We start from the raw sequence: 25,578 nt of genomic DNA on the forward strand, positions 1-25,578 counted from the left end.
ACAGAGGGGATTTATCAAATATATATTTCAATCTAATTAATAATTATCGCGCATGAATTTATTCTGAAAGTCCGGCGTAGTGACCTTTTCTGTGTTGTCTTTAGCGGGTTATTCATATTGTATCCATGATGGATAAGGAGGTCCCAATGAAGACGACAAGGCTGTTGCCATGGATATTATTCTTCTCTGGTGCATTTATTTACGTTATTGGCTTATGGCGGGCATGCCCGTTATTGAGTAGCAAAGGCTATTTTTTCGCCGTGCTGATGACGGGAATGTTTGTGACGTACGTTTATCAGCGTGCAGATAATCTCAATCAGAATGATGAACACTTCGCCTCTGTATGTCAGATGGTGGCGCTCATCACGGTAGGGGTGCTGTTGGTGGGCGTATTGAATGTCCCATTATCACCCCTCGAAAAGGGGCTGTTCCCGCTGGCATTCATCGTATGTTTACTGGGGCAAGTTTTACTCATGCGTTCAGCAGAATATTTATCTAAAGGACCGGAACTCTAAATGGAAAACAGGATATCAACTTATTCACCGGCATTTAGTATTGTGTCATGGGTCGCGCTTCTCGGCGGCATTGTGGTTTATCTGCTGGGGTTGTGGAATGCCGATATGCAGTTGAACGAAAAGGGGTATTACTTTGCTGTTTTGGTGCTTGGTTTGTTTTCTGCTGCGTCGTATCAAAAGACGGTACGGGATAAATATGAGGGGATCCCGACAACGCCGATTTACTACATAACCTGTCTTGCCGCGTTTATTATTGCGGTTGCATTGTTGGTTATCGGTTTGTGGAATGCCACGCTGCTGCTAAACGAGAAAGGGTTTTACGGCCTGGCCTTCTTTTTAAGCCTGTTTGGTACCGTTGCGGTGCAGAAAAATATCCGTGATAGTGACTTTGAGCATCCAAAAGAAACGCTGGCAGTCGCAGACGATTTTACGGAGTGATCGTATGCCCTCGATGGTTACCGATCGAGGGCTTTTATTGTTAGCTCACCAGTCTGCGCGTATCGATGCGCTGCAACAATACAGACAACAGTAAACTTCCCGCCAGCGTGGCGCTAAAAATCCATAACATATCCAGCGGCGGCCAGTTTTTGAGTTCTACACCGTTGGTGCGTAGCGCGTGAATGATCAGCGCATGAAAGCCATAAATGCCCAGGGAGTGGCGGGAAATAAGGCCCAGTACCGGCAGAGTGCGCGTACTGAGCGTATTTTTGACCAGCGTCAGGAGGGAGGCAGCACAAATAAACACCGCCGGGCCGCAATAGAGATACCAGGTATCGGCAAAATTGCCTCGCCAACGCAGTTCATGCAACGTGCCTCGAGAAATAATAAACACTGCGGTGATAAACAACGCCGCACAGAGCCAGGTAAGTGCGCGCTTGTGCGTATCCATCATACCAATCGCTCGGCCTAGCATACCGTACACGATGTAGTAGAACGTGTCGCCACTGATGTACAGGTTGATGGGAAGCCACTCAAAACCGCCAATTTTTTGTGAGACGGTATTGGGATTGGCAATCACCCCAATCACCACCATAAGTGCCAGCAGCATCTTGCCGCTGATATTTTTTACCTGTATCAGCGGGGAAACCAGGTAGATTACGGCGATCGCGAAGAAAAACCACAGGTGATAGAACACCGGCTTTTGCAGCAGGTTTTTCAGCGACAGCTCAGCGTTGATCGAGGTAAACAGCAGGATGTAGGCCAGCGCCACGCTGCTGTAAAACAGGATGCAGAGCGCAATGCGCATGAAATGGCGCGATTTGGCGCTGCGCTCGCCAAAAAACAGATAGCCGGAAATCATAAAGAACAACGGGACGCTGACGCGAGAGGCTGAATTGAGCACATTGGCCAGATCCCAATTCAATGGGCTGACGCTTTGCGCATTGGTGATGTACCAGGTCGTGGTGTGGATCATCACAACCATGAGACAGGCTATCCCGCGCAGGTTATCAATCCAGAATATTTTGGGCTGCATCAGTTCCTCTGTATCCATTAAAAAAAGTCTGACCGAAAATTTGCGAGCGTAGCTCACTGGAAAAATCCGAGATCTTACGCTAAAGCTTGAGATGGTCTGATGAGATTCTCAAAATAGCATCCGTTTCCAGACACTTAATAATAAGACTGACCAGCAAACCAGGCGGTAATAAAATGATGATGAAGTATTTCTTTTCCGCGATCGTTACCCTTTTACTGGTTGCATGCGCCGACACCCAGCCGCCTGCACCCGCGCAGAAGGCGCAAAAGATCAAAGTCAGTGCAACACGTTCGCTGGATATGGAGTCACTGTGTAAAAATGAGGCGGCACAAATCTACAACACTGGTGTGCAGAAAATTGATATCTCCGGTCTGGAACAATTTCAGGGCAGCTATGAGATGCGTGGTTCTACCTTCCGTAAAGAGAGTTTTGTCTGCTCTTTTGATGCAGACGGGCAGTTTTTACACCTTTCCATGCGCTAAGTTCCCCCTTTTTCCCGTTTCGTACTGTATATCTTGCAGCCAGCGGGTATACTGACCGCTTCCTTTAAATCCACACGTATCCAGCACGAAATAATATGCAAAAGTTTGATACCAGGACCTTCCAGGGCTTGATCCTGACCTTACAGGATTACTGGGCTCGCCAGGGCTGCACCATCGTTCAACCATTGGACATGGAAGTCGGCGCGGGGACATCTCACCCAATGACCTGCCTGCGGGCGCTGGGGCCGGAACCGATGGCGACTGCTTATGTGCAGCCTTCTCGTCGTCCGACCGACGGCCGCTATGGCGAAAACCCGAACCGCTTACAGCACTACTATCAGTTCCAGGTAGTGATTAAGCCGTCTCCGGACAACATTCAGGAGCTGTACCTGGGTTCTCTGAAAGAGCTGGGTATGGACCCGACCATTCACGATATCCGTTTCGTGGAAGATAACTGGGAAAACCCAACGCTGGGTGCCTGGGGTCTGGGTTGGGAAGTGTGGCTGAACGGCATGGAAGTCACGCAGTTCACCTACTTCCAGCAGGTTGGTGGTCTGGAATGTAAACCAGTGACCGGGGAAATTACCTACGGTCTGGAACGTCTGGCTATGTACATTCAGGGCGTAGACAGCGTTTACGACCTGGTCTGGAGCGATGGCCCGCTGGGTAAAACCACTTACGGCGACGTGTTCCATCAGAACGAAGTGGAGCAATCCACCTACAACTTCGAATACGCCGACGTGGACTTCCTGTTCACCTGCTTCGAGCAGTACGAGAAAGAAGCGCAGCAGTTGCTGGCGCTGGAAAATCCGCTGCCGCTGCCTGCGTATGAACGTATTCTGAAAGCCGCCCATAGCTTCAACCTGCTGGATGCGCGTAAAGCCATCTCCGTCACCGAGCGTCAGCGCTATATCCTGCGTATTCGCACCCTGACCAAAGCAGTGGCAGAAGCTTACTACGCTTCCCGTGAAGCCCTTGGCTTCCCGATGTGCAACAAAGACAAATAAGAGGCGGCCATGTCTGAGAAAACTTTTCTGGTGGAAATCGGCACTGAAGAGCTGCCACCAAAAGCACTGCGCAGCCTGGCTGAGTCCTTTGCTGCGAACTTTACCGCGGAGCTGGATAATGCTGGCATCGCGCACGGCAACGTGGAGTGGTTCGCCGCGCCGCGTCGTCTGGCGTTGAAAGTCGCTGCCCTGGCTGAAGCGCAACCCGACCGTGAAGTAGAAAAACGCGGCCCGGCTATCGCCCAGGCGTTTGACGCCGAAGGTAAACCGAGCAAAGCGGCCGAAGGTTGGGCGCGTGGCTGTGGCATCACGGTTGATCAGGCTGAGCGTCTGACCACCGACAAAGGCGAGTGGCTGCTGTATCGCGCGCATGTGAAAGGCGAAAGCGCTGAAGCGTTGCTGCCGAATATGATCGCCACCTCACTGGCGAAGCTGCCGATCCCGAAACTGATGCGCTGGGGCGCGTCTGACGTTCACTTCGTGCGTCCGGTTCACACCGTGACGCTGCTGCTGGGCGACAAAGTTATTCCGGCAACTATTCTGGGTATTCAGTCCGATCGCGTGATCCGCGGGCATCGCTTTATGGGCGAGCCGGAGTTCACCATCGATAATGCCGATCAGTACCCAGAAATTCTGCGTGAGCGCGGCAAAGTGATTGCGGATTACGCTGAGCGTAAAGCCAAAATCAAAGCCGATGCCGAAGACGCGGCGCGTAAAATTGGCGGCAACGCCGATCTGAGTGAAAGCCTGCTGGAAGAAGTCACCTCGCTGGTGGAATGGCCGGTCGTGCTGACCGCGAAGTTCGAAGAGAAATTCCTCGCTGTTCCGTCCGAAGCGCTGGTACACACCATGAAAGGTGACCAGAAGTACTTCCCGGTATACGCGAACGACGGCAAACTGCTGCCGAATTTTATCTTCGTTGCCAACATCGAATCCAAAGACCCGCAGCAAATCATCTCCGGTAACGAGAAGGTGGTTCGTCCGCGTCTGGCGGATGCCGAATTCTTCTTCAATACTGACCGTAAAAAACGTCTGGAAGACCATCTGCCGCGTCTGCAAACCGTGCTGTTCCAACAGCAACTGGGTACGCTGCGCGACAAAACTGACCGTATCCAGGCGCTGGCGGGCTGGATTGCTGGTCAGATTGGCGCTGACGTTAACCACGCAACGCGTGCTGGCCTGCTGTCCAAGTGCGACCTGATGACCAACATGGTCTTCGAGTTCACCGATACCCAGGGCGTGATGGGCATGCACTACGCGCGTCACGATGGTGAAGCGGAAGATGTCGCTGTGGCGCTGAACGAGCAGTATCAGCCGCGTTTTGCCGGTGATGACCTGCCATCTAATCCGGTTGCCTGTGCCGTGGCGATTGCCGATAAGATGGACACACTGGCGGGTATCTTCGGTATCGGTCAGCATCCGAAAGGCGACAAAGACCCGTTTGCGCTGCGTCGTGCCGCGCTGGGCGTACTGCGTATCATCGTTGAGAAGAACCTGAATCTGGATCTACAAACGTTGACCGAAGAAGCGGTTCGTCTGTATGGCGACAAGCTGACTAACGCCAACGTGGTGGATGATGTGATCGACTTTATGCTCGGTCGCTTCCGCGCCTGGTATCAGGATGAAGGTTACACCGTCGATACCATTCAGGCAGTACTGGCGCGTCGTCCGACTCGTCCGGCTGATTTCGACGCACGTATGAAGGCGGTTTCGCACTTCCGTACGCTGGAAGCCGCGTCCGCGCTGGCTGCAGCGAACAAGCGTGTATCGAACATCCTGGCGAAGTCTGAAGAGACGCTGAATGACCGTGTAAATTCGGCAACGCTGAAAGAGCCGGAAGAAATTGCACTGGCGCTGCAGGTTGTGGTGCTGCGCGATAAGCTGGAGCCTGTCTTTGCAGCTGGTCGTTACCAGGAAGCGCTGGTTGAGTTGGCGGAACTGCGTGAACCGGTTGATGCGTTCTTCGAGAAAGTGATGGTCAACGTGGAAGATAAAGATCTGCGTATTAACCGTCTGTCTATGCTCGCAAAACTGCGCGAACTGTTCCTGCGCGTAGCGGATATTTCTCTGCTGCAGTAACGTTCCTGAGCTGACTTAGAAAAAGCCGGATAAGCATTGTGCCATCCGGCTTTTTTGTATGTTGTTAGCGCAGCTGTAATTTTGTCAGACAGGTCTGGCTGTTTTCCATCGTCTTGATGGGATACTCTGCCGTTTTACCGTTGTAACTTACCGCGATTGTGCCTGCCATATTGCGCGGTAGCCATACCCCGACGAAGCCATTTCGACCGCTCTTCATCACTTTTTGTACCACCACCTCACCCTTGTTATCCGTCACTTTGACATTGAATGCCTTCTCCGGCATTTCGCCCTGGCAGCCAGAAAGGCTGTGGTTGAAGCAAGGATGTGTTTGCCATTCATAAGGGGCAAATGACAGATAGAACTTGTCACCGAGCGGTAGGGTATAAATCTGATCGCCCGAAGAGAGCTTCAGTTCGGTACTGGTGATAGATGCTGAGTACGGCAGCGGGCGGTTCTGTGGCGACTGGTCAATGGTCTCGACGATTTGCTCGACGGATTTACCGCTGAGCCCGTGTTCCGCCAGAAAAGCAGCTTCCGGAGTTGCTGCGAACGCGCTACCGGTTGTGAGCAAACCTAAAACCAGCAGCAGTGAGGATTTCGACATAACTTCAATTCCTTGTGAATATTGTGGAATACAGACTGGCTCACTATAAAGCTTGCCCTTAGGGAAAGGTCAAAGGGAGGACGGGTAAAGTAATGCAAAGAAGCGTTTGGGCGGGGAGTCTTGCGAAGTACAGATAAAAAAAATCCCCGCCGTTTGGCAGGGATTCAGAATTTTGAGCTTTTTAAGCTTACAGGCTGGTTACGTTGCCAGCTGCCGGGCCTTTAGCGCCGCTTTCGATGGTGAAGGAAACTTTCTGACCTTCGTCCAGAGATTTGTAGCCATCGTTCTGGATAGCAGAGAAGTGTACGAACACGTCTTTAGAGCCATCGTCAGGAGTGATGAAGCCGAAACCTTTGTCAGCGTTGAACCATTTTACGATACCAGTCATTTTACCGGACATAGTGTATTACCTTTTAAAAAATAAGTGTGCCTTTCGGCGATATGGCGTGCTTTACAGATTTTTTAACAGTAAAGGAAATGCTCACTACGAAGGGTATCAACGATAACTCTTGAAGGGACTTGCCTTACTAACTGCTGTAATGGTCTGTACGTCAAACCGTTGAGGGCATTAACTCATTTTACGCATGTGGATGCAACTACTATTTTCTTTTTTGTGGATAACCCCCTTAAGGGAACGGCCCTTTTACAGGGCCGTTCATAAGTAAAATTAAAAAATAGTTCAATCCATCAGTTGCTTACTTAATCTTGGGTCTGCCTGAATCAGGCGCATTAACTTCAATTCGGTATTGGAAGGCTTTACGCGTTTAGACTCCCATTCATGAACCGTCGCGACCGTCACGCCCATCACCCGGGCAAAATCATCTGTTTTTAAACCTGTCCCTCGTCGTAGCTGTTCAAATTCGGTGAAAGGGTTGGTTTTTTGCGTCAGAGTAACCGTCTGCGATACATCTTTAAAAACAATCTGCTCCAGACTGCTCAGCAGTTCAAACATAGGATCTTTGTATTCCATTGAGAACTCCTACAAATCACACAGCGGGATCGTGAATTTCATCGAAGCTCATTAAGAGTAGTCGGAAAAAATGAAGCCGGATTTTAGGTTTGCGTGATGGATTCGTTTCAGCGGATCGGGGTCGACAATCTTTTGCAGGCTAACGAACTGATAAAGGTCGTGATCTGCGAACGATCGATCCCGATTGTAAAGATGACTAAAATATGACGTCGTGTGGTAAATGGCGCATTGTTTAGCAAAACGATGGGTGGCGGGAGCGGTTATTTTCCCCCACAAGATTACGCGGAAAGGGTATCTTGCGGGGCTGACCTGGACTATCCTTGTCAACGTCAGGCACGCGGGTGTCGTTGTGCGCATTTTTGGGTGAAAGGAGTATTAAAATGGCGACAGGTAAGTCCTGCTCTCGCTGGTTTGCGCCTGTTTTGGCGCTCTTAATGGTAGTTGGCCTGAGTGGGTGTTTTGATAAAGAAGGCGATCAACGCAAAGCGTTTATCGATTTTCTGCAGAATACTGCAATGCGTAGCGGAGAGCGTTTACCAACGCTGACCGCCGATCAGAAAAAACAGTTTGGCCCGTTTGTGTCCGATTACGCGATTCTGTATGGCTATTCACAGCAGGTTAATCAGGCAATGGACTCCGGTCTGCGCCCGGTGGTTGATAGCGTAAATGCGATTCGTGTTCCTCAGGATTATGTGACTCAGCGTGAACCGCTGCGTCAGGCAAATGGTGCGTTGGGCGTATTAGGGCAACAGTTGCAGAATGCGAAACTGCAGGCAGATGCTGCGCATGGCGCGCTGAAGCAGGGCGAGGATCTGAAGCCGGTCTTTGACCAGGTCTACAATAAAGTCGTCACTGTACCTTCAGAGGCGCTACAGCCGCTGATCCCTGCCGCGCAAATCTTCACGCAGCAGTTAGTACAGGTCGGTGATTTTGTGGCACAGCAGGATACGCAGGTGAGCTTTGTCGCTAACGGTATCCAGTTCCCAACTTCACAGCAGGCAAGTCAGTACAACACGCTGATTGGCCCGTTGGCCTCTCAGCATCAGGCATTTAATCAGGCCTGGACTGCTGCGGTGAATGCCGCTCAGTAATGAAGGCGCTGTAATACATAAAAGGCAGGGTAAGCGTAAGCGCTACCCGGCCTTTTGTTTATGGCGCGACCTGCGGGTTCACGCAATTCTTCTCAACGCGTCCTTGCAGCGCATCGATTAAGTTATCCACCGCACAGGCCGCCATGTTATAGCGCGTTTCGTGCGTCGCTGAACCTATGTGCGGCACGGCTACCACGTTTGGCAGCGCCAATAGCGGTGAGTCTGCTGGTAATGGCTCCTGCTCAAACACATCCAAGCCTGCGGCATGAATTTCCCCGCTTTGCAGGGCGGCAATCAGCGCTTTTTCATCGACCACTGGCCCACGCCCGGCGTTAATGAAAATGGCGGAGGACTTCATTTTGGCAAACTGTTCGGTACTAAACAGATGATGCGTTTCTGCGGTTAATGGCAGGATCAGGCAGACAAAATCGGACTCCTGCAACAGCGTATCGAGGTCACAGTAACGCGCGTTGAAGCGTTCTTCCGCCTCCTGGTGATGACGGCGCGCGTTATAAAGAATCGGCATGCTAAAACCAAAATGCGCGCGTTGCGCCAGCGCCAGACCAATACGGCCCATGCCGACAATCCCCAGCGTTTTGTGGTGTACATCCGTACCAAACCAGTCCGGCCCGATACTTTTGGTCCACTCGCCAATTTTCACCCGTTCAGCAACTTCTACCACGCGGCGAGCGGTGCTTAACACCAGCGCCATTACCGTATCGGCGACAGTTTCCGTCAGCACGGTTGGCGTGTGCATCAACAGCACCTTGCGCGCGTTGAGGGCATCGACGTCGAAGTTGTCATAACCTACGGAAATCGTGGATGTCGCACGAAGCCTGGGCATTCTCTCCAGTAGGGCGGTATTGACGGCTTCACTGGAACCCAGCAGACCTTCCGCGTTGGCAAAAGCCTCGGCGTGCTGTGCGACCGTTTCCGGGCGCAGGTTAGGCACATGAGTCACAGTAAAATGCTCTTCCAGGCGATGCAGTAAATCGTCAGGTAACGCTTTATAGAGAATAATGGACGGCTTCATGCGAATCTCCGTAAGTTAAAATTTAAGCGTGGCGTGCGCCAATAGGTAATTGCTGATTATTAGCAGGCTTAACAATTAAAGTTAGCCATACTGAGACAAAAAGCGCTACCCCCATAAATATGTACGAGGCGGATGGGCTGCCGGTTGCGCCATTGAGGTAGCCGACAAACCATGAACCAAAGAATGAGCCTAGCGCGCCCATGCTGTTAATCAGCGCCATTGCACCCCCGGCGACGTTGCGCGGCAGCATTTCCGGGATGATGGCGAAGAAGGGGCCATATGGGGCGTACATTGCCGCACCCGCAATAACTAACAGCGTGTAAGAAATCCAGAAGTGGTCTGCACCCACGGCCCAGGAGCCGATAAAAGCGAAAGCAGCTATCAATAACAGCGGCCAGACAAACAGTTTACGGTTTTGCAGCTTATCGGAGGCCCAGGAGACGAGGATCATCGCCGCCGTCGCCGCCAGATAAGGTACGGATGACAGCCAGCCAACCTCTACCATGCCCAGATTTGCGCCGCCGTTGCGGATAATCGACGGTAGCCACAGGACAAAACCATAGACGCCAATACTCCAGGCGAAATACTGCATGCACAGCAGGATGACGTTACGTGAGCGGAAGGCCTCGCTATAGTTACGCACGGCTTTGATGCCTTGCTGCTCTTTTTCCAGTTGCGCCTGAAGGGCGGCTTTTTCAGATTCTGACAGCCAGCCGACCTGAGACGGTTTGTCTTTTACCAATACCCACCAGCAGAACGCCCAGATGATGGCCGGGAAGCCCTCGATGATAAACATTTCCCGCCAGCCCAGCGCCTGAATCAGATAACCGGAAACCACAGACATCCACAGGACGGTAACCGGGTTACCGAGGATCAGGAAAGTGTTAGCGCGCGAGCGCTCGGATTTCGTAAACCAGTTGCTGATATAAATCAGCATTGCGGGCATCACCGCGGCTTCAACGACGCCAAGAATAAAGCGGATGGCGGCAAGCATTGGAATATTGCTGACCATACCGGTTAACGACGCGCATGCGCCCCAGAGGATCAGACAGACAAAAATCAGTTTTCGTACGCTGCGCCGTTCTGCGTAAATCGCGCCTGGGATCTGAAAGAAGAAATAGCCGAGGAAAAACAGAGCGCCCAGCAGGGAAGAGATCCCTTTGGTAATGCCGAGGTCCTCGTTGATACCGGCGGCGGAGGCGAAGCTGAAGTTCGCACGGTCAAGGTACGCCAGGCTATACGTGATAAACACGATTGGCATAATGTACCACCAGCGTTTTGCTGCATTAGTTGAGCTATTCATAGACTGCCCTCTGGTTATGCTGATACGCCGCCTCTGTATGTAGGGTACAGAGACAGAGTTGGCCGGGAGTTTATTCCCCTAATTGTTCACGTGTGGGTAATCCTTCGCTGTCGCCCTGAACCTGAATGGCCAGTGCGCCGATTTTATTGCCGCGCGTCACCGCCTGATGCAGCGAACGGCCTTCCAGCAGGGCGCTGATAACGCCTACGGCAAAGCCATCGCCTGCGCCGACCGTATCGACCACGTTGTCGACTTTTACCGGTGCAACGCAACCTTGTTCACCGCTGGCTGTTTTGTACCAGGCACCATCAGCCCCGGTTTTGATGATCACGGCCTTCACCCCGTGGCGCAGATAAAAGTCGGCGATGGCTTCAGGCGTCTGTTGGCCGGTTAAAATCATCCCCTCTTTTAATCCAGGTAAAACCCAGTCAGCCTGGAATGCCAGCCGGTTCAGTTTTTCCACCATTTCGGCTTCGCTTTTCCACAGTACCGGACGCAAATTTGGGTCGAACGAGATGGTCTTCCCCTGGGCTTTCAGCGTGCGGGCGGTGTGCGCCAGTAGTTCATAGGAGCTGGCAGAAAGCGCCGCCGCCACGCCGCTCAGGTGCAAGTGGCGCGCGCTGGCGAAATAGTCCTCGTGATAATCCTCAACGCTGAGGTGGCTGGCGGCCGAACCTTTGCGGAAATACTCCACAATGGGATCGGTTCCATTTTCGACCTTAGATTTAAGCTGAAAGCCGGTAGCGTAACGCCCATCCAGGGTAACTCCCTGCGCATCTATCCCTTCTTTTTCCAGCGACTTAACGATAAAACGACCAAAACTGTCGTTGCCTACGCGGCTCACCCAGCCGACCTTCAGGCCCAGACGAGCAAGACCGGTCGCCACGTTGAGTTCAGCGCCTGCAACGCGCTTGATAAACTGCTCTACATCCGTCAGTTCGCCGGTTTGCGTGGCGACAAACATCGCCATCGCTTCACCAATAGTGACCGCATCCAGTGAATTTTTCATGTGTTACTCCTCGCGTAACAGCTCGACGTAGTGGCGGGTAACCGCCGTCAAATCCTGCCCTTCCAGGGGGAACTCAATACCGCGCGGAACATCGTTGGGCAGCGTTTTTAACAGCGCCAGCCAGCGTGAATCTGCTTCATCAGGCGGTACGGCACGGTAGCTATCGCGATGCGTAACTGCGGCTTTGACATGGATATATCCGACGGTTGGCGCCAGGTTCTGCGCGGCCTGCTCCGGGGAGTCGCCAACCCACAGCCAGTTGCCCATATCGAAAGTCAGAGATATCGGCAGGTTTTGCGTCTGACAGGCTTCATTAAAGCGTTGCATCGGCTGCAGGCGTCCGCAGGCGGTCTGATCGTTTTCCACAACCAGCTCCATTCCGCTGTTGTCCAGCCATTCACGTAAATCGTCGAACTGTTCGGTATGGAAAAAATGACCGAGAGAGACTTTTAACCACAGTGCCTGTAGGGCCTGCGCTTCTTCGAGGAGCTGCGGAAGTCGGGGATTCAGGTTCCCATCCTCAAGGAATAACGGTTCAGGCGCTGAATAACAGGCCAGCAGGCCGAAGAGTTCGATTGCAGAGGCCGTTGTGGACAGCGTTTTCAGCTCGGCGTCGGTTAATAACTCGCGGCGGATTTCGACGCCGTCAGCACCGGCTTCGGCAATGATGGGCAACATTGCCGTTTGCCCGCCTGCGGCCCGCACCTGGTCGTAGCCGTAGGCGGCGGTAACCACCATAATTTTTCTTTTCATGGAAACTCCAGACTAGCATTCTTGTTATAACGCTAGATGGAACCGGTTCCAAAGAAAAGCTCATGATGTCGAATTTATGATCACCATCACGAAGGAAATTTAACGGGCGGTTGAGCCGCGCACGATCAGCTCGCCGGAGAATACCTGTTCCTGAATGGCAGCAGAGCCGCCATCAATTCGGCGTACAACCTGCTCAACGGCGGTGTAGCCAATCTGCCATGTGGGTTGTTTCAACGTGGTGATACCGACGCCCGCCAGCTCCGCCCATTCCAGTTCGTCAAAACCGAGCAGGCCGATATCGCTGCCCCAGTTAAGGCCAATGCGCTTCAGGGCGCGGGCAACCTGCAGCGTGAGAGCGCCGTTGGCAGAGATAACGGCTTTGCGCATCCCCCGATGCTGCTGGTGAAACTGGCGCAGCGTGTCATCCAGTTGCGTATTGTCCGTTAGCGGGACTTCGGCATTTTGCGCGATAACGCCGGGGTACTGTGCGAGCGTGGCGCGAAAAGCGCTCAGGCGTTCGCGGCGGGTATTCACCATGCCCAGCGGTTCGCTGAGGAACAGGATGGCTTCAAAGCCTTGCTCGACCAGATGTTCAGTGGCAACCGTTGCCGCCTGGGTGTTATCCAGCCCGACCATATCACAGGCGAAATCGGGGATTTTACGGTCAATCAGTACCATCGGTAGCGCAGACTGTTGCAGGCGGTTCAGCCCCTCTTCGCGCATTCCAACGGCGTTGACCACAATCCCTTCGACCTGGTAGCTGCGCAGCAGGTCGAGATAATGCAGCTCCTGATCCACTTCGTTGTTGGTGTTACACACCAGCGGGGTAAAGCCCTTATCGCGACAGGCGGCTTCAATCCCGCTTAACACGTTGACGGAGTAGGGATTAGTAATATCGGCGATGATCAGACCAATCAGACGGGTACGACCGTGTTTCAGGCCTCTTGCCATCAGGCTGGGACGGTAGTCGAGATCGGCAATGGCTTGTTCAATGCGGGCCAGTAGCGCGTCGGAAAGCAGGTGCTTTTCACCGTTGAGGTAGCGTGAAATGCTGGTCTTGCCGGTTTTTGCGGCTTTCGCCACATCGCTGATGGTTGCCCGTGTTGATTTGCTCATCGCTGATTTCCCTAAATTTGGTGACAACACCTTAACGCGAAAATCAACGATGGCAAGTGCTTCATGCCGGATAAGACGCTGCCATTATCCGGCACAAAACGTTACTGGAGCGGGCTTAAGGTGATCTCTACGCGGCGGTTTTGTGCTTTACCTTCCGCCGTGCTGTTACTGGTGATCGGGTTTGCCGGGCCCATACCCTGAGTGCGGATACGGTTAGCGGCGACGCCTTGAGTGATTAAGGCGCTGGCCACAGAGTCCGCGCGCTGCTGCGACAGGCGCATATTTAGATCCTGACTGCCGGTGCTGTCGGTGAAGCCGAGCACGTTGACGGCGGTTTTATTGTACTCTTTCAGTACCATTGCCACGCCGGTCAGGGTGTTGGCACCCGCAGGTTTCAGGTTGCTGCTGTTGCTGTCGAAGGTGACGTTATTTGGCATATTCAGGATGATGTTATCGCCACTGCGCGTCACGCTGACGCCCGTTCCCTGCATTTTGTCGCGCAGTTTTGCTTCCTGCACGTCCATGTAATAGCCGACACCGCCGCCAACGGCCGCGCCAGCCGCCGCACCAATCAGCGCGCCTTTGCCGCGATCTTTCTTCGAAGAAGAGAGTGCGCCAATACCCGCGCCGACCAGAGAGCCAATACCCGCGCCAATGCCGGATTTACCCGCTTCGCGTTCGCCGGTGTAAGGGTTTGTTGTGCAGCCAGAAACCGCCAGGGCGCCGCTCACGATGGCAGCAATAACAAAAACACGTTTCTTCATCTTAATTCCTTAATGACTTTTTCTTCTTTGCCACAGCGACCGTGGCGGTTGATTATGACGTGTGAACATGAAGAAAATTCCAGGGAAGACTCTGAAATTTGTAAGTAACATTGAACGGCATAATAAATAAGCCGTCACATCGCATTCAGGAGCGCCATCTTGGCTAATTCACCCGCACATTACTCGGTGTTAACCGCCGCCCACTGGGGACCTATTCTCGTCGAAACTGATGGCGAGACAGTTTTCTCCTCTCGCGGCGCGCTGCCCACCGCCCATCCCAACTCTTTGCAAACCGTGGTGCGCGACCAGGTACACAGTAAAACGCGGGTACGTTTTCCCATGGTGCGTAAAGGCTTTCTCGCCTCGCCGGAGGATCCGCAGGGGGTGCGCGGGCAGGATGAATTTGTTCGTGTCAGTTGGGACGACGCGCTGAATCTTATCCATACGCAGCATAAACGCATCCGTGACAGCTACGGCCCGGCCTCGATTTTTGCCGGTTCCTACGGCTGGCGTTCCAACGGAGTGTTACACAAAGCCGCAACCCTGCTACAGCGTTATATGGCGCTGGCGGGCGGTTATACCGGGCATCTGGGGGATTACTCGACAGGCGCTGCGCAGGCCATCATGCCGTACGTGGTGGGCGGTAACGAAGTTTACCAGCAGCAGACCAGTTGGCCGGTGGTGCTGGAGAACAGCGAAGTGGTGGTGTTATGGAGCGCCAATCCACTGAATACCCTGAAAATTGCCTGGAACGCCTCCGACGAGCAGGGCCTCGCTTACTTTGAGGCACTGCGTGGCAGCGGGAAGCGGTTGATCTGTATCGATCCGATGCGATCGGAAAGCGTCGATTTCTTTGGCGAGAAGATGGAATGGATCGCTCCGCATATGGGGACCGACGTGGCGCTGATGCTGGGTATCGCGCATACGCTGGTGGAAAACGGCTGGCACGACGCGGACTTTCTTGCCCGGTGTACGACCGGATATGACCGTTTTGCCGACTATCTGCTGGGCAAATCTGACGATGTTGCAAAAACGGCAGAATGGGCCGCGGGAATTTGTGGTGTTCCGGCGGCGAAAATACGTGAACTTGCGGCGATATTTCACCAAAACACCACCATGCTGATGGCGGGGTGGGGTATGCAACGCCAGCAGTATGGCGAGCAGAAACACTGGATGATTGTCACGCTGGCTGCCATGCTCGGGCAAATCGGGACACCTGGCGGGGGCTTTGGGCTGTCGTACCATTTTGCCAACGGCGGCAACCCAACGCGCCGTGCTGCGGTGCTGGCTTCAATGCAGGGCAGCGTTAAAAACGGTACCGACGCGGTAGATAAAATCCCGGTGGCGCGAATTGTTGAAGCGCTGGAGAACCCCGGTGGTTTTTATCAGCACAACGGTATGGACCGCCATTTCCCGGACATCCGTATGCTGTGGTGGGCGGGCGGCGCCAACTTCACCCATCATCAGGACACCAACCGTCTGATTCGCGCCTGGCAAAAACCGGAGCTGGTGGTTATCTCGGAGTGTTTCTGGACAGCCGCAGCGAAGCATGCCGATATCGTGCTGCCGGCGACGACGTCTTTTGAGCGTAATGATTTGACCATGACCGGCGATTACAGCAACCAGCATCTGGTGCCGATGAAGCAGGTTGTATCGCCGCAGGCTGAAGCGCGAAATGATTTTGATGTCTTTGCCGAGCTGAGTGAACGCTGGGAGAAGGGCGGATATGAGCGATTTACCGAAGGCAAAAGCGAGCTGGAATGGCTGGAGACTTTTTACAACATTGCCGGGCAGCGTGGGGCTAGCCAGCAGGTGACGTTGCCGCCATTCACCGAGTTTTGGCAGCGGAATGCGCTGATCGAAATGCCGGAAAACGCCGCCAGCGCGGAGTTTATCCGTTTCGCGGATTTTCGCCGCAACCCACAGGCGCATCCGCTGAAAACGGACAGCGGTAAAATTGAAATCTACTCCGCGAGGATTGCCGGTTACGGTTACGCGGACTGTGCGGGGCATCCGATGTGGCTGGAGCCGGATGAGTGGTTCGGTAACGCCGAGCCGGGCCAGTTACAGCTGCTTTCCGCCCATCCGGCGCACCGTTTGCACAGTCAGCTAAATTACAGCGCGTTGCGCGAACAGTATGCGGTAGCGGATCGTGAGCCCGTCACGATTCATCCGCAGGATGCCAAAGCGCGCGGTATTGCGGATGGCGACACGGTCAGAGTGTGGAACCAGCGTGGGCACGTTCTGGCGGGAGCGGTCGTGACGACGGGAATTAAACCCGGTGTCATCTGTATTCATGAGGGCGCCTGGCCTGATTTGGATCTTGCCGCCAACGGTATTTGTAAAAATGGCGCCGTCAACGTGCTGACCAAAGATCTCCCCAGCTCGAAGCTGGGGAATGGCTGTGCGGGCAACACTGCGCTGGCGTGGCTCGAAAAATACAGCGGACCAACGTTGACGCTTACGGCGTTTGATCCGCCTGCCAGCCCATAATCCACGTGGGATGGTGAGTCTCTTCCTGCCATGCGCCATCTTCAATGCGAAAACCCAGCGCATGGTAGAAGTTCACCGCTGATTGATTCTTCTGGTAGACCTCGAGGCTGAGTAACGAAAAGCGCTGCTGCACATGCTGCACCAGCGCTTTGCCGATCCCGCTTCTGATGGCGGCAGGCGCGACGAACAGCGCGCCGAGAAAGCGGTCGTCAATGACGCTGGCAAAGCCTTTGAGCACCCCTTCTTCTTCCCATACCCAGGTTTGTGCGGCTGGCAGATAAACATCCCGCACGATGGATTCACTTTCGCGCCAGTAGCGTTCTTCGATAAACGGATGGGCATGGATCGTGCTTTCCATCCACAGCGCCAGAATCGACGGTAGATCGTCAGCCTTTGATTCACGAATCATGTTGTTCTCCCGGGTAACAGATACAGCTGGTGACATGGTCATTGACCAAGCCGCATGCCTGCATAAAGGAGTAACAGATGGTGGTGCCGACAAACTTAAATCCGCGTTTTTTTAACGCTTTAGACAGAGCATCTGACGCCGGTGTAGAGGTGGGGATATCGCTCAGGTTGGCGGCGCGGGTCAGTTGCGGTTGGTTATCAACAAACGACCAGACGAACTCGCTAAACGATTCTCCGTTTTGCGCCATGGTCAGAAAGGCGCGAGCGTTGCCGATAATGGCCTGAATTTTTCCTCTATGGCGAATAATGCCGGCATCCAGTACCAGTCTTTCCACATCCTCTTCGGTCATGGCCGCCACTTTTTCCGGGTCAAAATGGTGGAAGGCGTGGCGATAATTTTCCCGTTTCTTTAGCACGGTGATCCACGATAAACCGGCCTGTTGGCCTTCCAGACAGATCATTTCGAACAGCTTGTTGCCATCTGTTTCGGGGACGCCCCATTCCTTGTCGTGGTAGGCAATGTAAAGTGGGTCCTGGCTGACCCATCCGCAACGCTGCATATTCTTCCTCGCTGTTTTTACTGGCGTAAAAATTTCATTCGGCCCGCCTTGACGCGCCAGCTAAAAAGACAATATTTAATACAGGGCCTGATGGGCCCGATATCCTTCACACAATGACAATAATATCGCCGAATTCGGCTCTTTTCTGGAGTCGCGTTGATGATTATAAGAAACAGTAGTGGTCGCCAAAGGTTAACTCTGGCGAGCGTCGTAGTTTGTGCGCTGTTCATCAATACAGCATATGGCTGGCAACAAGAATATATCGTTGATGCGATGTCAGGGCATACGGCTGAACGTTATACATGGGACAGCGATCACCAACCACGTTATAACGACATTCTGGAAGAACGTATTCGCTCCACTCAAAACGTGGCGGGTCCCGTGGTGAATCTGGCGGATGAAACGCCTATGGATGCGACCAGCGGCATGAGTATGGGCTGGAACTTTCCGCTTTCAAGGCAGGTGATGACCGGTCCGGTGGCCGCGCTGCATTATGACGGTTCGACCACGTCTACTTACAACGAATTTGGCGATAGCGTGACGTCGGTAACGCAGAACGATCCGCTGTGGCATGCCAGCGTCAGCACGTTAGGCTGGCGAGTCAATTCTCAGTTCGGTGATGTGCGACCGTGGGCGCAAATCAGCTATAACCAGCAGTTTGGCGAGAATATCTGGAAAGCGCAGTCGGGCCTCAGTCGCATGACGGCGGCGGGTCAAGACGGTAACTGGCTGGATGTTACCGTTGGCGCAGATATGCTGTTGAACAGGCACATGGCGGCTTACGCGGCGCTTTCGCAGGCGGAAAATAGCGCCAATAACAGCGACTATATGTACACCATGGGAGTGAGTGCCAAATTTTAACGCAAACAATCATCATATAAACATCTCCGTTACATATTGAGAACAGCAATCACACGCCCCTCAGCGATAGCGTGTACTAACTCTTACGATAAAATTCAGTAACCCGACTTTTTGTCTCGTCATTCATTCCGCATTCCAGGCATTTCATTCCGTCCTGGCGGCATTTCATGCCGTTTTCTCCTGGCCATAAAAGCGCTTCGGTATGGTTGTTGGCAGAGAATTTCCCATTTTGCTTATGCAGGAAGACTGCCATGAAAACTTCTGATTATCAGCGTACTCGCTGGCTAACACTGATCGGCACGATTATTACCCAATTTGCTTTAGGTTCTGTTTATACCTGGAGCCTGTTTAATGGCGCGCTCTCTTCTAAGCTCGATGCGCCGGTCAGTCAGGTGGCATTTTCTTTTGGCTTGCTGAGCCTCGGGCTGGCGATTTCCTCTTCCGTTGCTGGCAAGCTGCAGGAACGTTTTGGCGTGAAACGCGTCACCATGGCCTCCGGTATTTTACTCGGCGTCGGTTTCTTCTTAACTGCCCATTCCAACAGTCTGATTATGCTGTGGCTGAGCGCCGGTGTGCTGGTTGGTCTGGCGGATGGCGCAGGTTACCTGTTAACGCTTTCCAACTGCGTAAAATGGTTCCCTGAGCGTAAAGGGCTGATTTCCGCCTTTGCCATCGGTTCTTATGGCCTTGGCAGCCTCGGTTTTAAATTTATCGACAGCCAACTGCTGAGCACCGTGGGCCTGGAAAAAACCTTCATGATTTGGGGCGCGATCGTACTGGTGATGATCGTCTTTGGCTCCACGCTGATGAAAGATGCGCCGAATCAGGAAGTGAAAGCGAAGAATGGCGTAGTTGAGAACGACTACACCCTGGCGCAGTCCATGCGCAAACCGCAGTACTGGATGCTGGCAGTCATGTTCCTGACAGCGTGTATGAGCGGTCTGTACGTCATTGGCGTGGCGAAAGATATCGCACAAAGCCTGGCGCATATGGATGTGGCGACGGCGGCGAATGCGGTTACCGTCATTTCTATCGCGAACCTGTCGGGTCGTCTGGTGCTGGGGATTCTGTCCGATAAAATCTCTCGTATTCGCGTGATCACCATTGGTCAGGTTGTTTCTCTGGTCGGTATGGCTGCACTGTTGTTCGCGCCGCTGAATGACGTAACCTTCTTTATGGCAATTGCCTGTGTCGCATTTAACTTTGGCGGTACCATCACCGTATTCCCGTCACTGGTCAGCGAGTTCTTCGGTCTGAATAACCTGGCTAAAAACTACGGTGTTATTTACCTGGGCTTCGGTATCGGTAGCATTTGCGGTTCCATTATCGCCTCGCTGTTTGGCGGGTTCTATGTGACCTTCTGCGTCATCTTTGCGCTGTTAATCATTTCGCTGGCGCTTTCTACCACTATTCGTCAGCCACAACGTAGCGTCTATACCGAGGCGCACGCCTAAATCTATTAGTAGTATGATTAATACCTGGCGCATATATTTACAAAAATTTATGCGCCATTTTCATTCTCTATAAGCACTTTTGCTCCCTCCTGTGGTCTACTTACCCGCGCCCGTAGACATTTCACCTCTGCTGTTGTCGCATTTTTCCTCTGTCAGGTCTGATTGATCGCTGCTCAGGGTTTTTTATCCCGATTTCCAGGGTTTGTTTGCATGAGATACATTAAGTCGATGACGCAGCAGAAACTCAGTTTCTTGCTGGCAATCTATATCGGTTTGTTTATGAACTGTGCTGTATTTTTCCGTCGTTTTAGCGGATATGCGCACGATTTTACCGTCTGGAAAGGACTTTCCGCGGTTGTTGAATTGGCCGGCACTGTGCTGGTGACCTTCTTTTTACTACGACTTCTCTCTTTGTTTGGCCGCCGCGCCTGGCGTGTCCTGGCAACCTGTTTGGTGCTGTGTTCTGCCGGCGCCAGTTATTATATGACCTTCCTGAACGTGGTAATTGGTTACGGTATTATCGCCTCCGTAATGACCACGGATATTGATTTATCGAAAGAAGTCGTCGGCTGGCATTTCATCGTGTGGCTGGTTTCGGTCAGTATTATTCCCTTGGTGCTGATTTGGAGTAACCGCTGCCGCTACACGTTGATGAGACAAATTCGTACACCGGGCATGAGGTGGCGTAGCGTAGCGGTGGTTTTGTTAGCTGGCCTGATGGTATGGGTACCAATTCGCCTGCTGAGCATGCAACAGAGAAGCGTGGAGCGAGAAACTGGTATCGATTTACCCAGCTATGGCGGGGTTGTGGCGAACTCTTATTTGCCGTCAAACTGGCTCTCTGCGCTGGGTTTGTACGCCTGGGCACAGGTGGATGAATCCTCAGACAACAAATCGCTGATGAACCCGGCGAAGAAATTTACCTATGTTGAGCCCAAGAACCTCGACGACACCTATGTGGTCTTTATTATCGGCGAAACCACCCGCTGGGACCATATGGGGATTTTTGGCTATGAGCGAAATACCACGCCAAGGCTCGCCCAGGAGAAAAACCTGGCCGCGTTCCGTGGATATTCCTGTGACACAGCGACCAAGCTTTCGCTGCGCTGTATGTTTGTGCGTGAAGGTGGGGCGGAAGAAAACCCGCAGCGTACCCTGAAAGAACAAAACGTCTTTTCCGTGCTCGGTCAGTTAGGGTTCAAGACAGACCTCTACGCGATGCAAAGCGAGATGTGGTTCTACAGCAATACCATGGCGGAGAACATCGCTTACCGAGAGCAGATTGGCGCAGAGCCGCGTAACCGTGGCAAGAACGTTGACGATATGCTGTTGATTACCGAAATGCAGCAGTCTCTGCAACCGAATGACGATGATGGCAAACGTCTGATTATTCTGCATACCAAAGGTTCGCATTTTAACTACACGCAGCGCTACACCCGCGACTATGCGCAGTGGAAGCCGGAGTGTGTCAATGTGGATAGCGGTTGCTCGAAAGCCGAGATGATTAACTCTTTTGATAACTCGGTAACCTATGTTGATCACTTTATTACCAAAGTGTTTGATCAACTGCGGGATAAGAAAGCGATAGTGTTCTACGCCGCCGATCACGGTGAGTCGATTAACGAGCGTGAGCACCTGCACGGTACGCCGCGTAAAATGGCTCCGCCAGAGCAGTTCCGCGTTCCTATGCTGGTGTGGATGTCAGATAAATATCTGGAAGACCCAGACCATGCGAAGGCGTTTGCACACCTGAAGCAAGAAGCTGATATGAAGGTGCCGCGTCGTCATGTGGAACTGTACGACACTATTTTGGGTTGCCTCGGTTATACCTCGCCAAATGGCGGTATTAACGAGAATAACAACTGGTGCCGTATCCCGGACGCGAAGAAGGTTACGGCTCAGTAATTGGGCTGCTGACTTTCTCGCCGATCAAATGGCATTTTGATACTAAGGGATTGACGGGGGCGCGGCTGAGCAGTAAGATGCGCCCCGCATTCGGTGATTGGCGCAGCCTGGTAGCGCACTTCGTTCGGGACGAAGGGGTCGGAGGTTCGAATCCTCTATCACCGACCAAATTCAAAACCCTGCTCAACGAGCAGGGTTTTTTGCATTTGAAACCCACGAGGATGAGAACCTCCGGGGGTAAGAGGTTCGACTCGAGCGCAGCGAGAGAACGTTGCGTTAGCAACGGCCCGTAGGGCGAGCCACGTCAGTGGCGAGTAATCCTCTCTCTCCGACCAAAATTGACCTTCCTTTTATCTGCAAAAATTGTGCACCACTTCCCACTGACTGTTAACGATTCTGTGACATATTCCATTGCCTTTTTTTATATTTGCTTGAAACTTTTTTTGCGCTACTTATGGCTGAACCTGGCATTTTCCGCTGTGCGCTTTAGCGTTCATGGCATTAATCGCTCAGATATGCAGCATTAATTTAGAAAGTTTTAATAATTTGCATAAATGTTAATCACCAAATGTTGCGAAATATGAAGATGTTTATTCTGGCATAGTGCGCGTAGCACAAATTTCCCTGCTGAAAATGTCCTTCTGCACTTTTTTTAATCTTTGTTTGCGAATTCTCACCGTTGGTGTAAATCACGGTTACCTGTATTGACGTTTTCACATTCTGTTGACAGATTGTAGGGCATGAGGGGCATTTCATGGAGAATCCGCACTGCAACTCAGTCGCTTATGTGAACGGAATCCCTATCCTCTTAACGCCGACCCGGCCGGGTAAAAAACAAAAAAGGCCAGGCGGTGCAAACCCACTGCAAAGGGTAAAACAACAAACATCACATTTGGAGCAGAAGAATGAGTATTTCCTTGAAGAAGTCAGGGATGCTGAAGCTTGGTCTGAGCCTGGTGGCTATGACCTGCGCCGCAAGCGTACAGGCTAAAACTCTGGTTTATTGTTCAGAAGGATCTCCTGAAGGCTTTAACCCACAGCTTTTCACCTCTGGCACGACCTATGATGCCAGCTCCGTACCGATCTATAACCGCCTGGTCGAGTTCAAAACCGGTACAACTGAAGTGATCCCGGGCCTTGCTGAGAAGTGGGAAATCAGCGAAGACGGTAAAACCTATACCTTCCACCTGCGCCAGGGCGTGAAGTGGCAGGACAACAAAGATTTCAAACCGACGCGCGATTTAAACGCCGATGACGTGGTGTTCTCTTTCGATCGTCAGAAAAATGCCCAGAACCCGTACCACAAAGTCTCTGGCGGTAGCTATGAATACTTCGAAGGGATGGGTCTGCCAGATCTGATCTCCGAAGTGAAAAAAGTGGACGATAAAACCGTTCAGTTCGTGCTGACTCGCCCGGAAGCGCCTTTCCTGGCTGACCTGGCGATGGACTTCGCTTCTATTCTTTCCAAAGAATATGCAGACAACATGCTGAAAGCCGGCTCCCCGGAGAAAGTGGATCTGAACCCAATTGGGACCGGTCCGTTCCAGCTGCAGCAGTACCAGAAAGACTCCCGTATTCTGTATAAAGCATTCGAAGGTTACTGGGGCACCAAGCCACAGATTGACCGTCTGGTCTTCTCCATTACGCCTGACGCTTCCGTGCGTTACGCCAAACTGCAGAAGAACGAGTGCCAGGTGATGCCGTACCCGAACCCGGCAGATATCGCGCGCATGAAGCAGGATAAAAACATTAACCTGATGGAGCAGGCCGGTCTGAACGTTGGCTACCTCTCTTTCAACACCGAGAAGAAACCGTTTGATGACGTGAAAGTCCGTCAGGCGCTGACCTACGCGGTGAACAAAGAAGCCATCATTAAAGCGGTATATCAGGGCGCCGGCGTTGCCGCGAAAAACCTGATCCCACCGACCATGTGGGGCTATAACGACGACGTTAAAGACTACACCTACGATCCTGAAAAGGCTAAAGCGCTGCTGAAGGAAGCGGGTCAGGATAAAGGCTTCACCGTTGAGCTGTGGGCCATGCCGGTACAGCGTCCTTACAACCCGAACGCCCGCCGTATGGCGGAAATGGTTCAGGCTGACTGGGCGAAAATCGGCGTTCAGGCCAAGATTGTGACCTACGAGTGGGGCGAATATCTGAAACGCGCCAAAGCGGGTGAGCATCAGGCGGTGATGATGGGTTGGACCGGTGACAACGGGGATCCGGACAACTTCTTCGCCACCCTGTTCAGCTGTGCGGCAGCGAAAGACGGTTCCAACTACTCTCGCTGGTGCTACAAGCCGTTTGAAGATCTGATCCAGCCGGCGCGTGCGACCGACGATCACAACAAACGTATTGAACTGTACAAGCAAGCTCAGGTTGTTATGCACGATCAGGCCCCGGCTCTGATTGTTGCTCACTCCACCGTGTATGAACCAGTGCGTAAAGAAGTGAAAGGCTATGTGGTTGATCCATTAGGCAAACATCACTTCGAAAACGTCTCTGTCGAATAATTAAAAGCAAGCCAGGCAGCGCTACGGACCGTTAAGTCGGGTCACCGTAGCGCCACCTGACAGTAATGCTTTATCTCCCTCTCGCTGGAGGGGGAGATAAGATTTGTGAGCAATACAGATTCACGGTTCCAGGCCGTGCGTCATTAGAGAGAATCCGGGTTATGTTGCAGTTCATTCTCCGACGTTTGGGACTTGTCATTCCCACGTTTATCGGTATCACTCTTCTCACCTTTGCTTTCGTTCATATGATCCCCGGCGATCCGGTAATGATCATGGCGGGTGAGCGTGGAATTTCCCCTGAGCGTCATGCTCAACTGTTGGCTGAACTCGGTCTGGATAAACCGATGTGGCAGCAGTACCTCCATTATATCTGGGGGGTTATGCATGGTGATTTAGGTATCTCGCTGAAAAGCCGATTACCGGTGTGGGAAGAGTTCGTTCCTCGCTTTAAAGCAACGCTGGAACTTGGCGTCTGCGCGATGATTTTCGCCGTTGCGGTGGGTATTCCGGTGGGTGTACTTGCTGCCGTTAAGCGCGGCTCTATTTTCGATCACACTGCCGTTGGCCTGGCGCTGACCGGTTACTCCATGCCGATTTTCTGGTGGGGCATGATGCTGATCATGCTGGTTTCCGTGCAGTGGAACCTGACGCCGGTTTCCGGTCGGGTGAGCGACATGGTGTTCCTTGATGATTCCAATCCCCTGACTGGTTTCATGCTGATTGACACCGCCATTTGGGGTGAAGAGGGCAACTTTATCGATGCGCTGGTGCATATGATACTGCCGGCAATGGTGCTTGGCACCATTCCTCTGGCGGTAATTGTGCGTATGACTCGTTCATCAATGCTGGAAGTACTGGGTGAAGATTACATTCGTACCGCACGCGCCAAAGGCCTGACCCGTATGCGCGTCATCATCATTCACGCTCTGCGTAACGCGATGCTGCCCGTTGTGACCGTTATCGGCCTGCAGGTCGGTACGTTATTGGCTGGGGCGATCCTGACCGAGACTATTTTCTCGTGGCCGGGACTGGGACGCTGGTTGATCGATGCGCTACAACGCCGTGATTATCCAGTGGTACAGGGCGGGGTACTGCTGGTCGCGACGATGATTATCCTCGTCAACCTGCTGGTAGACCTGCTGTACGGCGTGGTGAACCCGCGTATTCGGCATAGGAAGTAAGGG

The 25,578-nt window shown here is 52.7% G+C and carries 25 protein-coding genes, 1 tRNA gene and 1 other RNA gene; 15 read left to right on the top strand and 12 right to left on the bottom strand.

All coding sequences use genetic code 11. The features are described from left to right. Positions 1-146: 146 nt before the first annotated feature. Positions 147-515 (top strand): inner membrane protein YiaB, encoded by a 369-nt coding sequence (yiaB, locus tag HV237_RS00860; protein WP_019078075.1) that lies wholly within the window; start codon positions 147-149, stop codon positions 513-515. Beyond that, positions 516-953 carry an inner membrane protein YiaA gene (yiaA, locus tag HV237_RS00865; protein ID WP_065554386.1) on the top strand — a complete coding sequence of 146 codons (438 nt, stop codon included), beginning with the start codon at positions 516-518 and terminating at the stop codon, positions 951-953. It abuts the gene before it with no gap. A 40-nt stretch (positions 954-993) separates the two neighbouring features. On the opposite strand, the gene HV237_RS00870 is transcribed toward yiaA, so the two are convergent. Then, positions 994-1,989: an acyltransferase gene (locus HV237_RS00870; protein WP_047358213.1), complete on the bottom strand. Its 996-nt coding sequence runs from the start codon at positions 1,987-1,989 to the stop codon at positions 994-996. A gap of 173 nt (positions 1,990-2,162) precedes the next feature. Here HV237_RS00870 and HV237_RS00875 point away from each other — a divergent pair, with 173 nt between their 5' ends. From HV237_RS00875 to glyS, 3 genes are all read left to right on the top strand, one after another. After that, the gene (locus HV237_RS00875) at positions 2,163-2,471 is read left to right on the top strand and encodes a YsaB family lipoprotein (RefSeq protein ID WP_016154920.1); all 309 of its coding nucleotides are present in this window, start codon (positions 2,163-2,165) and stop codon (positions 2,469-2,471) included. Positions 2,472-2,566: 95 nt separating this feature from the next. Then, positions 2,567-3,478 carry a glycine--tRNA ligase subunit alpha gene (glyQ, locus tag HV237_RS00880; RefSeq protein WP_001168551.1) on the top strand — a complete coding sequence of 304 codons (912 nt, stop codon included), beginning with the start codon at positions 2,567-2,569 and terminating at the stop codon, positions 3,476-3,478. A 9-nt stretch (positions 3,479-3,487) separates the two neighbouring features. Beyond that, positions 3,488-5,557: a glycine--tRNA ligase subunit beta gene (glyS, locus tag HV237_RS00885; protein ID WP_016157728.1), complete on the top strand. Its 2,070-nt coding sequence runs from the start codon at positions 3,488-3,490 to the stop codon at positions 5,555-5,557. 64 nt (positions 5,558-5,621) lie between these two features. On the opposite strand, the gene cueP is transcribed toward glyS, so the two are convergent. The 3 genes from cueP to HV237_RS00900 form a co-directional block, all read right to left on the bottom strand. Further along, on the bottom strand, positions 5,622-6,161 hold the full coding sequence (cueP, locus tag HV237_RS00890; RefSeq protein WP_047358210.1) for a copper-binding periplasmic metallochaperone CueP: 540 nt from the start codon (positions 6,159-6,161) through the stop codon (positions 5,622-5,624). Between the two features lie 187 nt (positions 6,162-6,348). Further along, positions 6,349-6,561 (bottom strand): RNA chaperone/antiterminator CspA, encoded by a 213-nt coding sequence (gene cspA / locus HV237_RS00895; RefSeq protein WP_000014594.1) that lies wholly within the window; start codon positions 6,559-6,561, stop codon positions 6,349-6,351. A gap of 279 nt (positions 6,562-6,840) precedes the next feature. Continuing rightward, entirely contained in the window at positions 6,841-7,131 is a 291-nt protein-coding gene (locus HV237_RS00900; protein WP_016157726.1) for an HTH-type transcriptional regulator, read from the bottom strand. Positions 7,132-7,511: 380 nt separating this feature from the next. Here HV237_RS00900 and HV237_RS00905 point away from each other — a divergent pair, with 380 nt between their 5' ends. Continuing rightward, positions 7,512-8,222: a DUF3053 domain-containing protein gene (locus tag HV237_RS00905; RefSeq protein WP_016154915.1), complete on the top strand. Its 711-nt coding sequence runs from the start codon at positions 7,512-7,514 to the stop codon at positions 8,220-8,222. Between the two features lie 58 nt (positions 8,223-8,280). Here the strand turns inward: HV237_RS00905 and ghrB are convergent, their stop codons facing one another. The 6 genes from ghrB to HV237_RS00935 all read right to left on the bottom strand — a co-directional run bounded on the left by ghrB (position 8,281) and on the right by HV237_RS00935 (position 14,200). Further along, a complete protein-coding gene (ghrB, locus tag HV237_RS00910; protein WP_016154914.1) occupies positions 8,281-9,255 on the bottom strand; it encodes a glyoxylate/hydroxypyruvate reductase GhrB in 975 nt (324 codons plus the stop codon). A 22-nt stretch (positions 9,256-9,277) separates the two neighbouring features. Next, the gene (locus HV237_RS00915; protein ID WP_003827389.1) at positions 9,278-10,558 is read right to left on the bottom strand and encodes an MFS transporter; all 1,281 of its coding nucleotides are present in this window, start codon (positions 10,556-10,558) and stop codon (positions 9,278-9,280) included. Positions 10,559-10,628: 70 nt separating this feature from the next. Beyond that, the gene (locus HV237_RS00920) at positions 10,629-11,567 is read right to left on the bottom strand and encodes a sugar kinase (RefSeq protein ID WP_019078077.1); all 939 of its coding nucleotides are present in this window, start codon (positions 11,565-11,567) and stop codon (positions 10,629-10,631) included. Between the two features lie 3 nt (positions 11,568-11,570). Continuing rightward, on the bottom strand, positions 11,571-12,320 hold the full coding sequence (locus tag HV237_RS00925) for a xylose isomerase domain-containing protein (RefSeq protein ID WP_047358208.1): 750 nt from the start codon (positions 12,318-12,320) through the stop codon (positions 11,571-11,573). 99 nt (positions 12,321-12,419) lie between these two features. Continuing rightward, on the bottom strand, positions 12,420-13,436 hold the full coding sequence (locus HV237_RS00930; RefSeq protein ID WP_005133828.1) for a LacI family DNA-binding transcriptional regulator: 1,017 nt from the start codon (positions 13,434-13,436) through the stop codon (positions 12,420-12,422). Positions 13,437-13,537: 101 nt separating this feature from the next. Then, positions 13,538-14,200: an OmpA family lipoprotein gene (locus tag HV237_RS00935; RefSeq protein WP_047358207.1), complete on the bottom strand. Its 663-nt coding sequence runs from the start codon at positions 14,198-14,200 to the stop codon at positions 13,538-13,540. 159 nt (positions 14,201-14,359) lie between these two features. On the opposite strand from HV237_RS00935, the gene HV237_RS00940 reads away from it, so the two are divergent. After that, entirely contained in the window at positions 14,360-16,693 is a 2,334-nt protein-coding gene (locus HV237_RS00940) for a molybdopterin guanine dinucleotide-containing S/N-oxide reductase (protein WP_047358206.1), read from the top strand. Here the strand turns inward: HV237_RS00940 and HV237_RS00945 are convergent. Together HV237_RS00945 and tag are read right to left on the bottom strand one after the other, a co-directional pair. Continuing rightward, on the bottom strand, positions 16,662-17,102 hold the full coding sequence (locus tag HV237_RS00945) for an N-acetyltransferase (RefSeq protein WP_016157718.1): 441 nt from the start codon (positions 17,100-17,102) through the stop codon (positions 16,662-16,664). The genes HV237_RS00940 and HV237_RS00945 overlap by 32 nt on opposite strands. Continuing rightward, positions 17,092-17,661 (bottom strand): DNA-3-methyladenine glycosylase I, encoded by a 570-nt coding sequence (gene tag / locus HV237_RS00950; RefSeq protein WP_047358205.1) that lies wholly within the window; start codon positions 17,659-17,661, stop codon positions 17,092-17,094. Before tag ends, HV237_RS00945 begins: the two co-directional genes overlap by 11 nt. A 159-nt stretch (positions 17,662-17,820) precedes the next feature. Here tag and HV237_RS00955 point away from each other — a divergent pair, with 159 nt between their 5' ends. The 8 genes from HV237_RS00955 (at position 17,821) to dppB (ending at position 25,575) form a co-directional block, all read left to right on the top strand. Further along, positions 17,821-18,522 carry an autotransporter outer membrane beta-barrel domain-containing protein gene (locus tag HV237_RS00955; RefSeq protein ID WP_016157717.1) on the top strand — a complete coding sequence of 234 codons (702 nt, stop codon included), beginning with the start codon at positions 17,821-17,823 and terminating at the stop codon, positions 18,520-18,522. Positions 18,523-18,773: 251 nt separating this feature from the next. Next, a complete protein-coding gene (locus HV237_RS00960; protein WP_016154906.1) occupies positions 18,774-19,976 on the top strand; it encodes an MFS transporter in 1,203 nt (400 codons plus the stop codon). Between the two features lie 210 nt (positions 19,977-20,186). Next, positions 20,187-21,881: a kdo(2)-lipid A phosphoethanolamine 7''-transferase gene (gene eptB, locus HV237_RS00965; protein ID WP_047358204.1), complete on the top strand. Its 1,695-nt coding sequence runs from the start codon at positions 20,187-20,189 to the stop codon at positions 21,879-21,881. Positions 21,882-21,972: 91 nt separating this feature from the next. Beyond that, a tRNA-Pro gene (locus tag HV237_RS00970) sits at positions 21,973-22,049 on the top strand. Between the two features lie 33 nt (positions 22,050-22,082). After that, a non-coding RNA gene (locus HV237_RS00975) (RtT sRNA) lies at positions 22,083-22,216 on the top strand. A 419-nt stretch (positions 22,217-22,635) separates the two neighbouring features. Continuing rightward, the gene (locus HV237_RS00980; RefSeq protein ID WP_137398959.1) at positions 22,636-22,872 is read left to right on the top strand and encodes a hypothetical protein; all 237 of its coding nucleotides are present in this window, start codon (positions 22,636-22,638) and stop codon (positions 22,870-22,872) included. Continuing rightward, complete coding sequence (gene dppA / locus HV237_RS00985) at positions 22,787-24,394, top strand: dipeptide ABC transporter periplasmic-binding protein DppA (RefSeq protein ID WP_016154904.1); 1,608 nt, start codon at positions 22,787-22,789, stop codon at positions 24,392-24,394. Before HV237_RS00980 ends, dppA begins: the two co-directional genes overlap by 86 nt. 161 nt (positions 24,395-24,555) lie before the next feature. Continuing rightward, positions 24,556-25,575: a dipeptide ABC transporter permease DppB gene (dppB, locus tag HV237_RS00990; protein WP_016157714.1), complete on the top strand. Its 1,020-nt coding sequence runs from the start codon at positions 24,556-24,558 to the stop codon at positions 25,573-25,575. The last annotated feature ends 3 nt before the right edge of the window (positions 25,576-25,578 follow it).

It is taken from the genome of Citrobacter sp. RHBSTW-00570 (genome assembly GCF_013739755.1).
Taxonomy (GTDB): Bacteria; Pseudomonadota; Gammaproteobacteria; order Enterobacterales; family Enterobacteriaceae; genus Citrobacter; species Citrobacter braakii.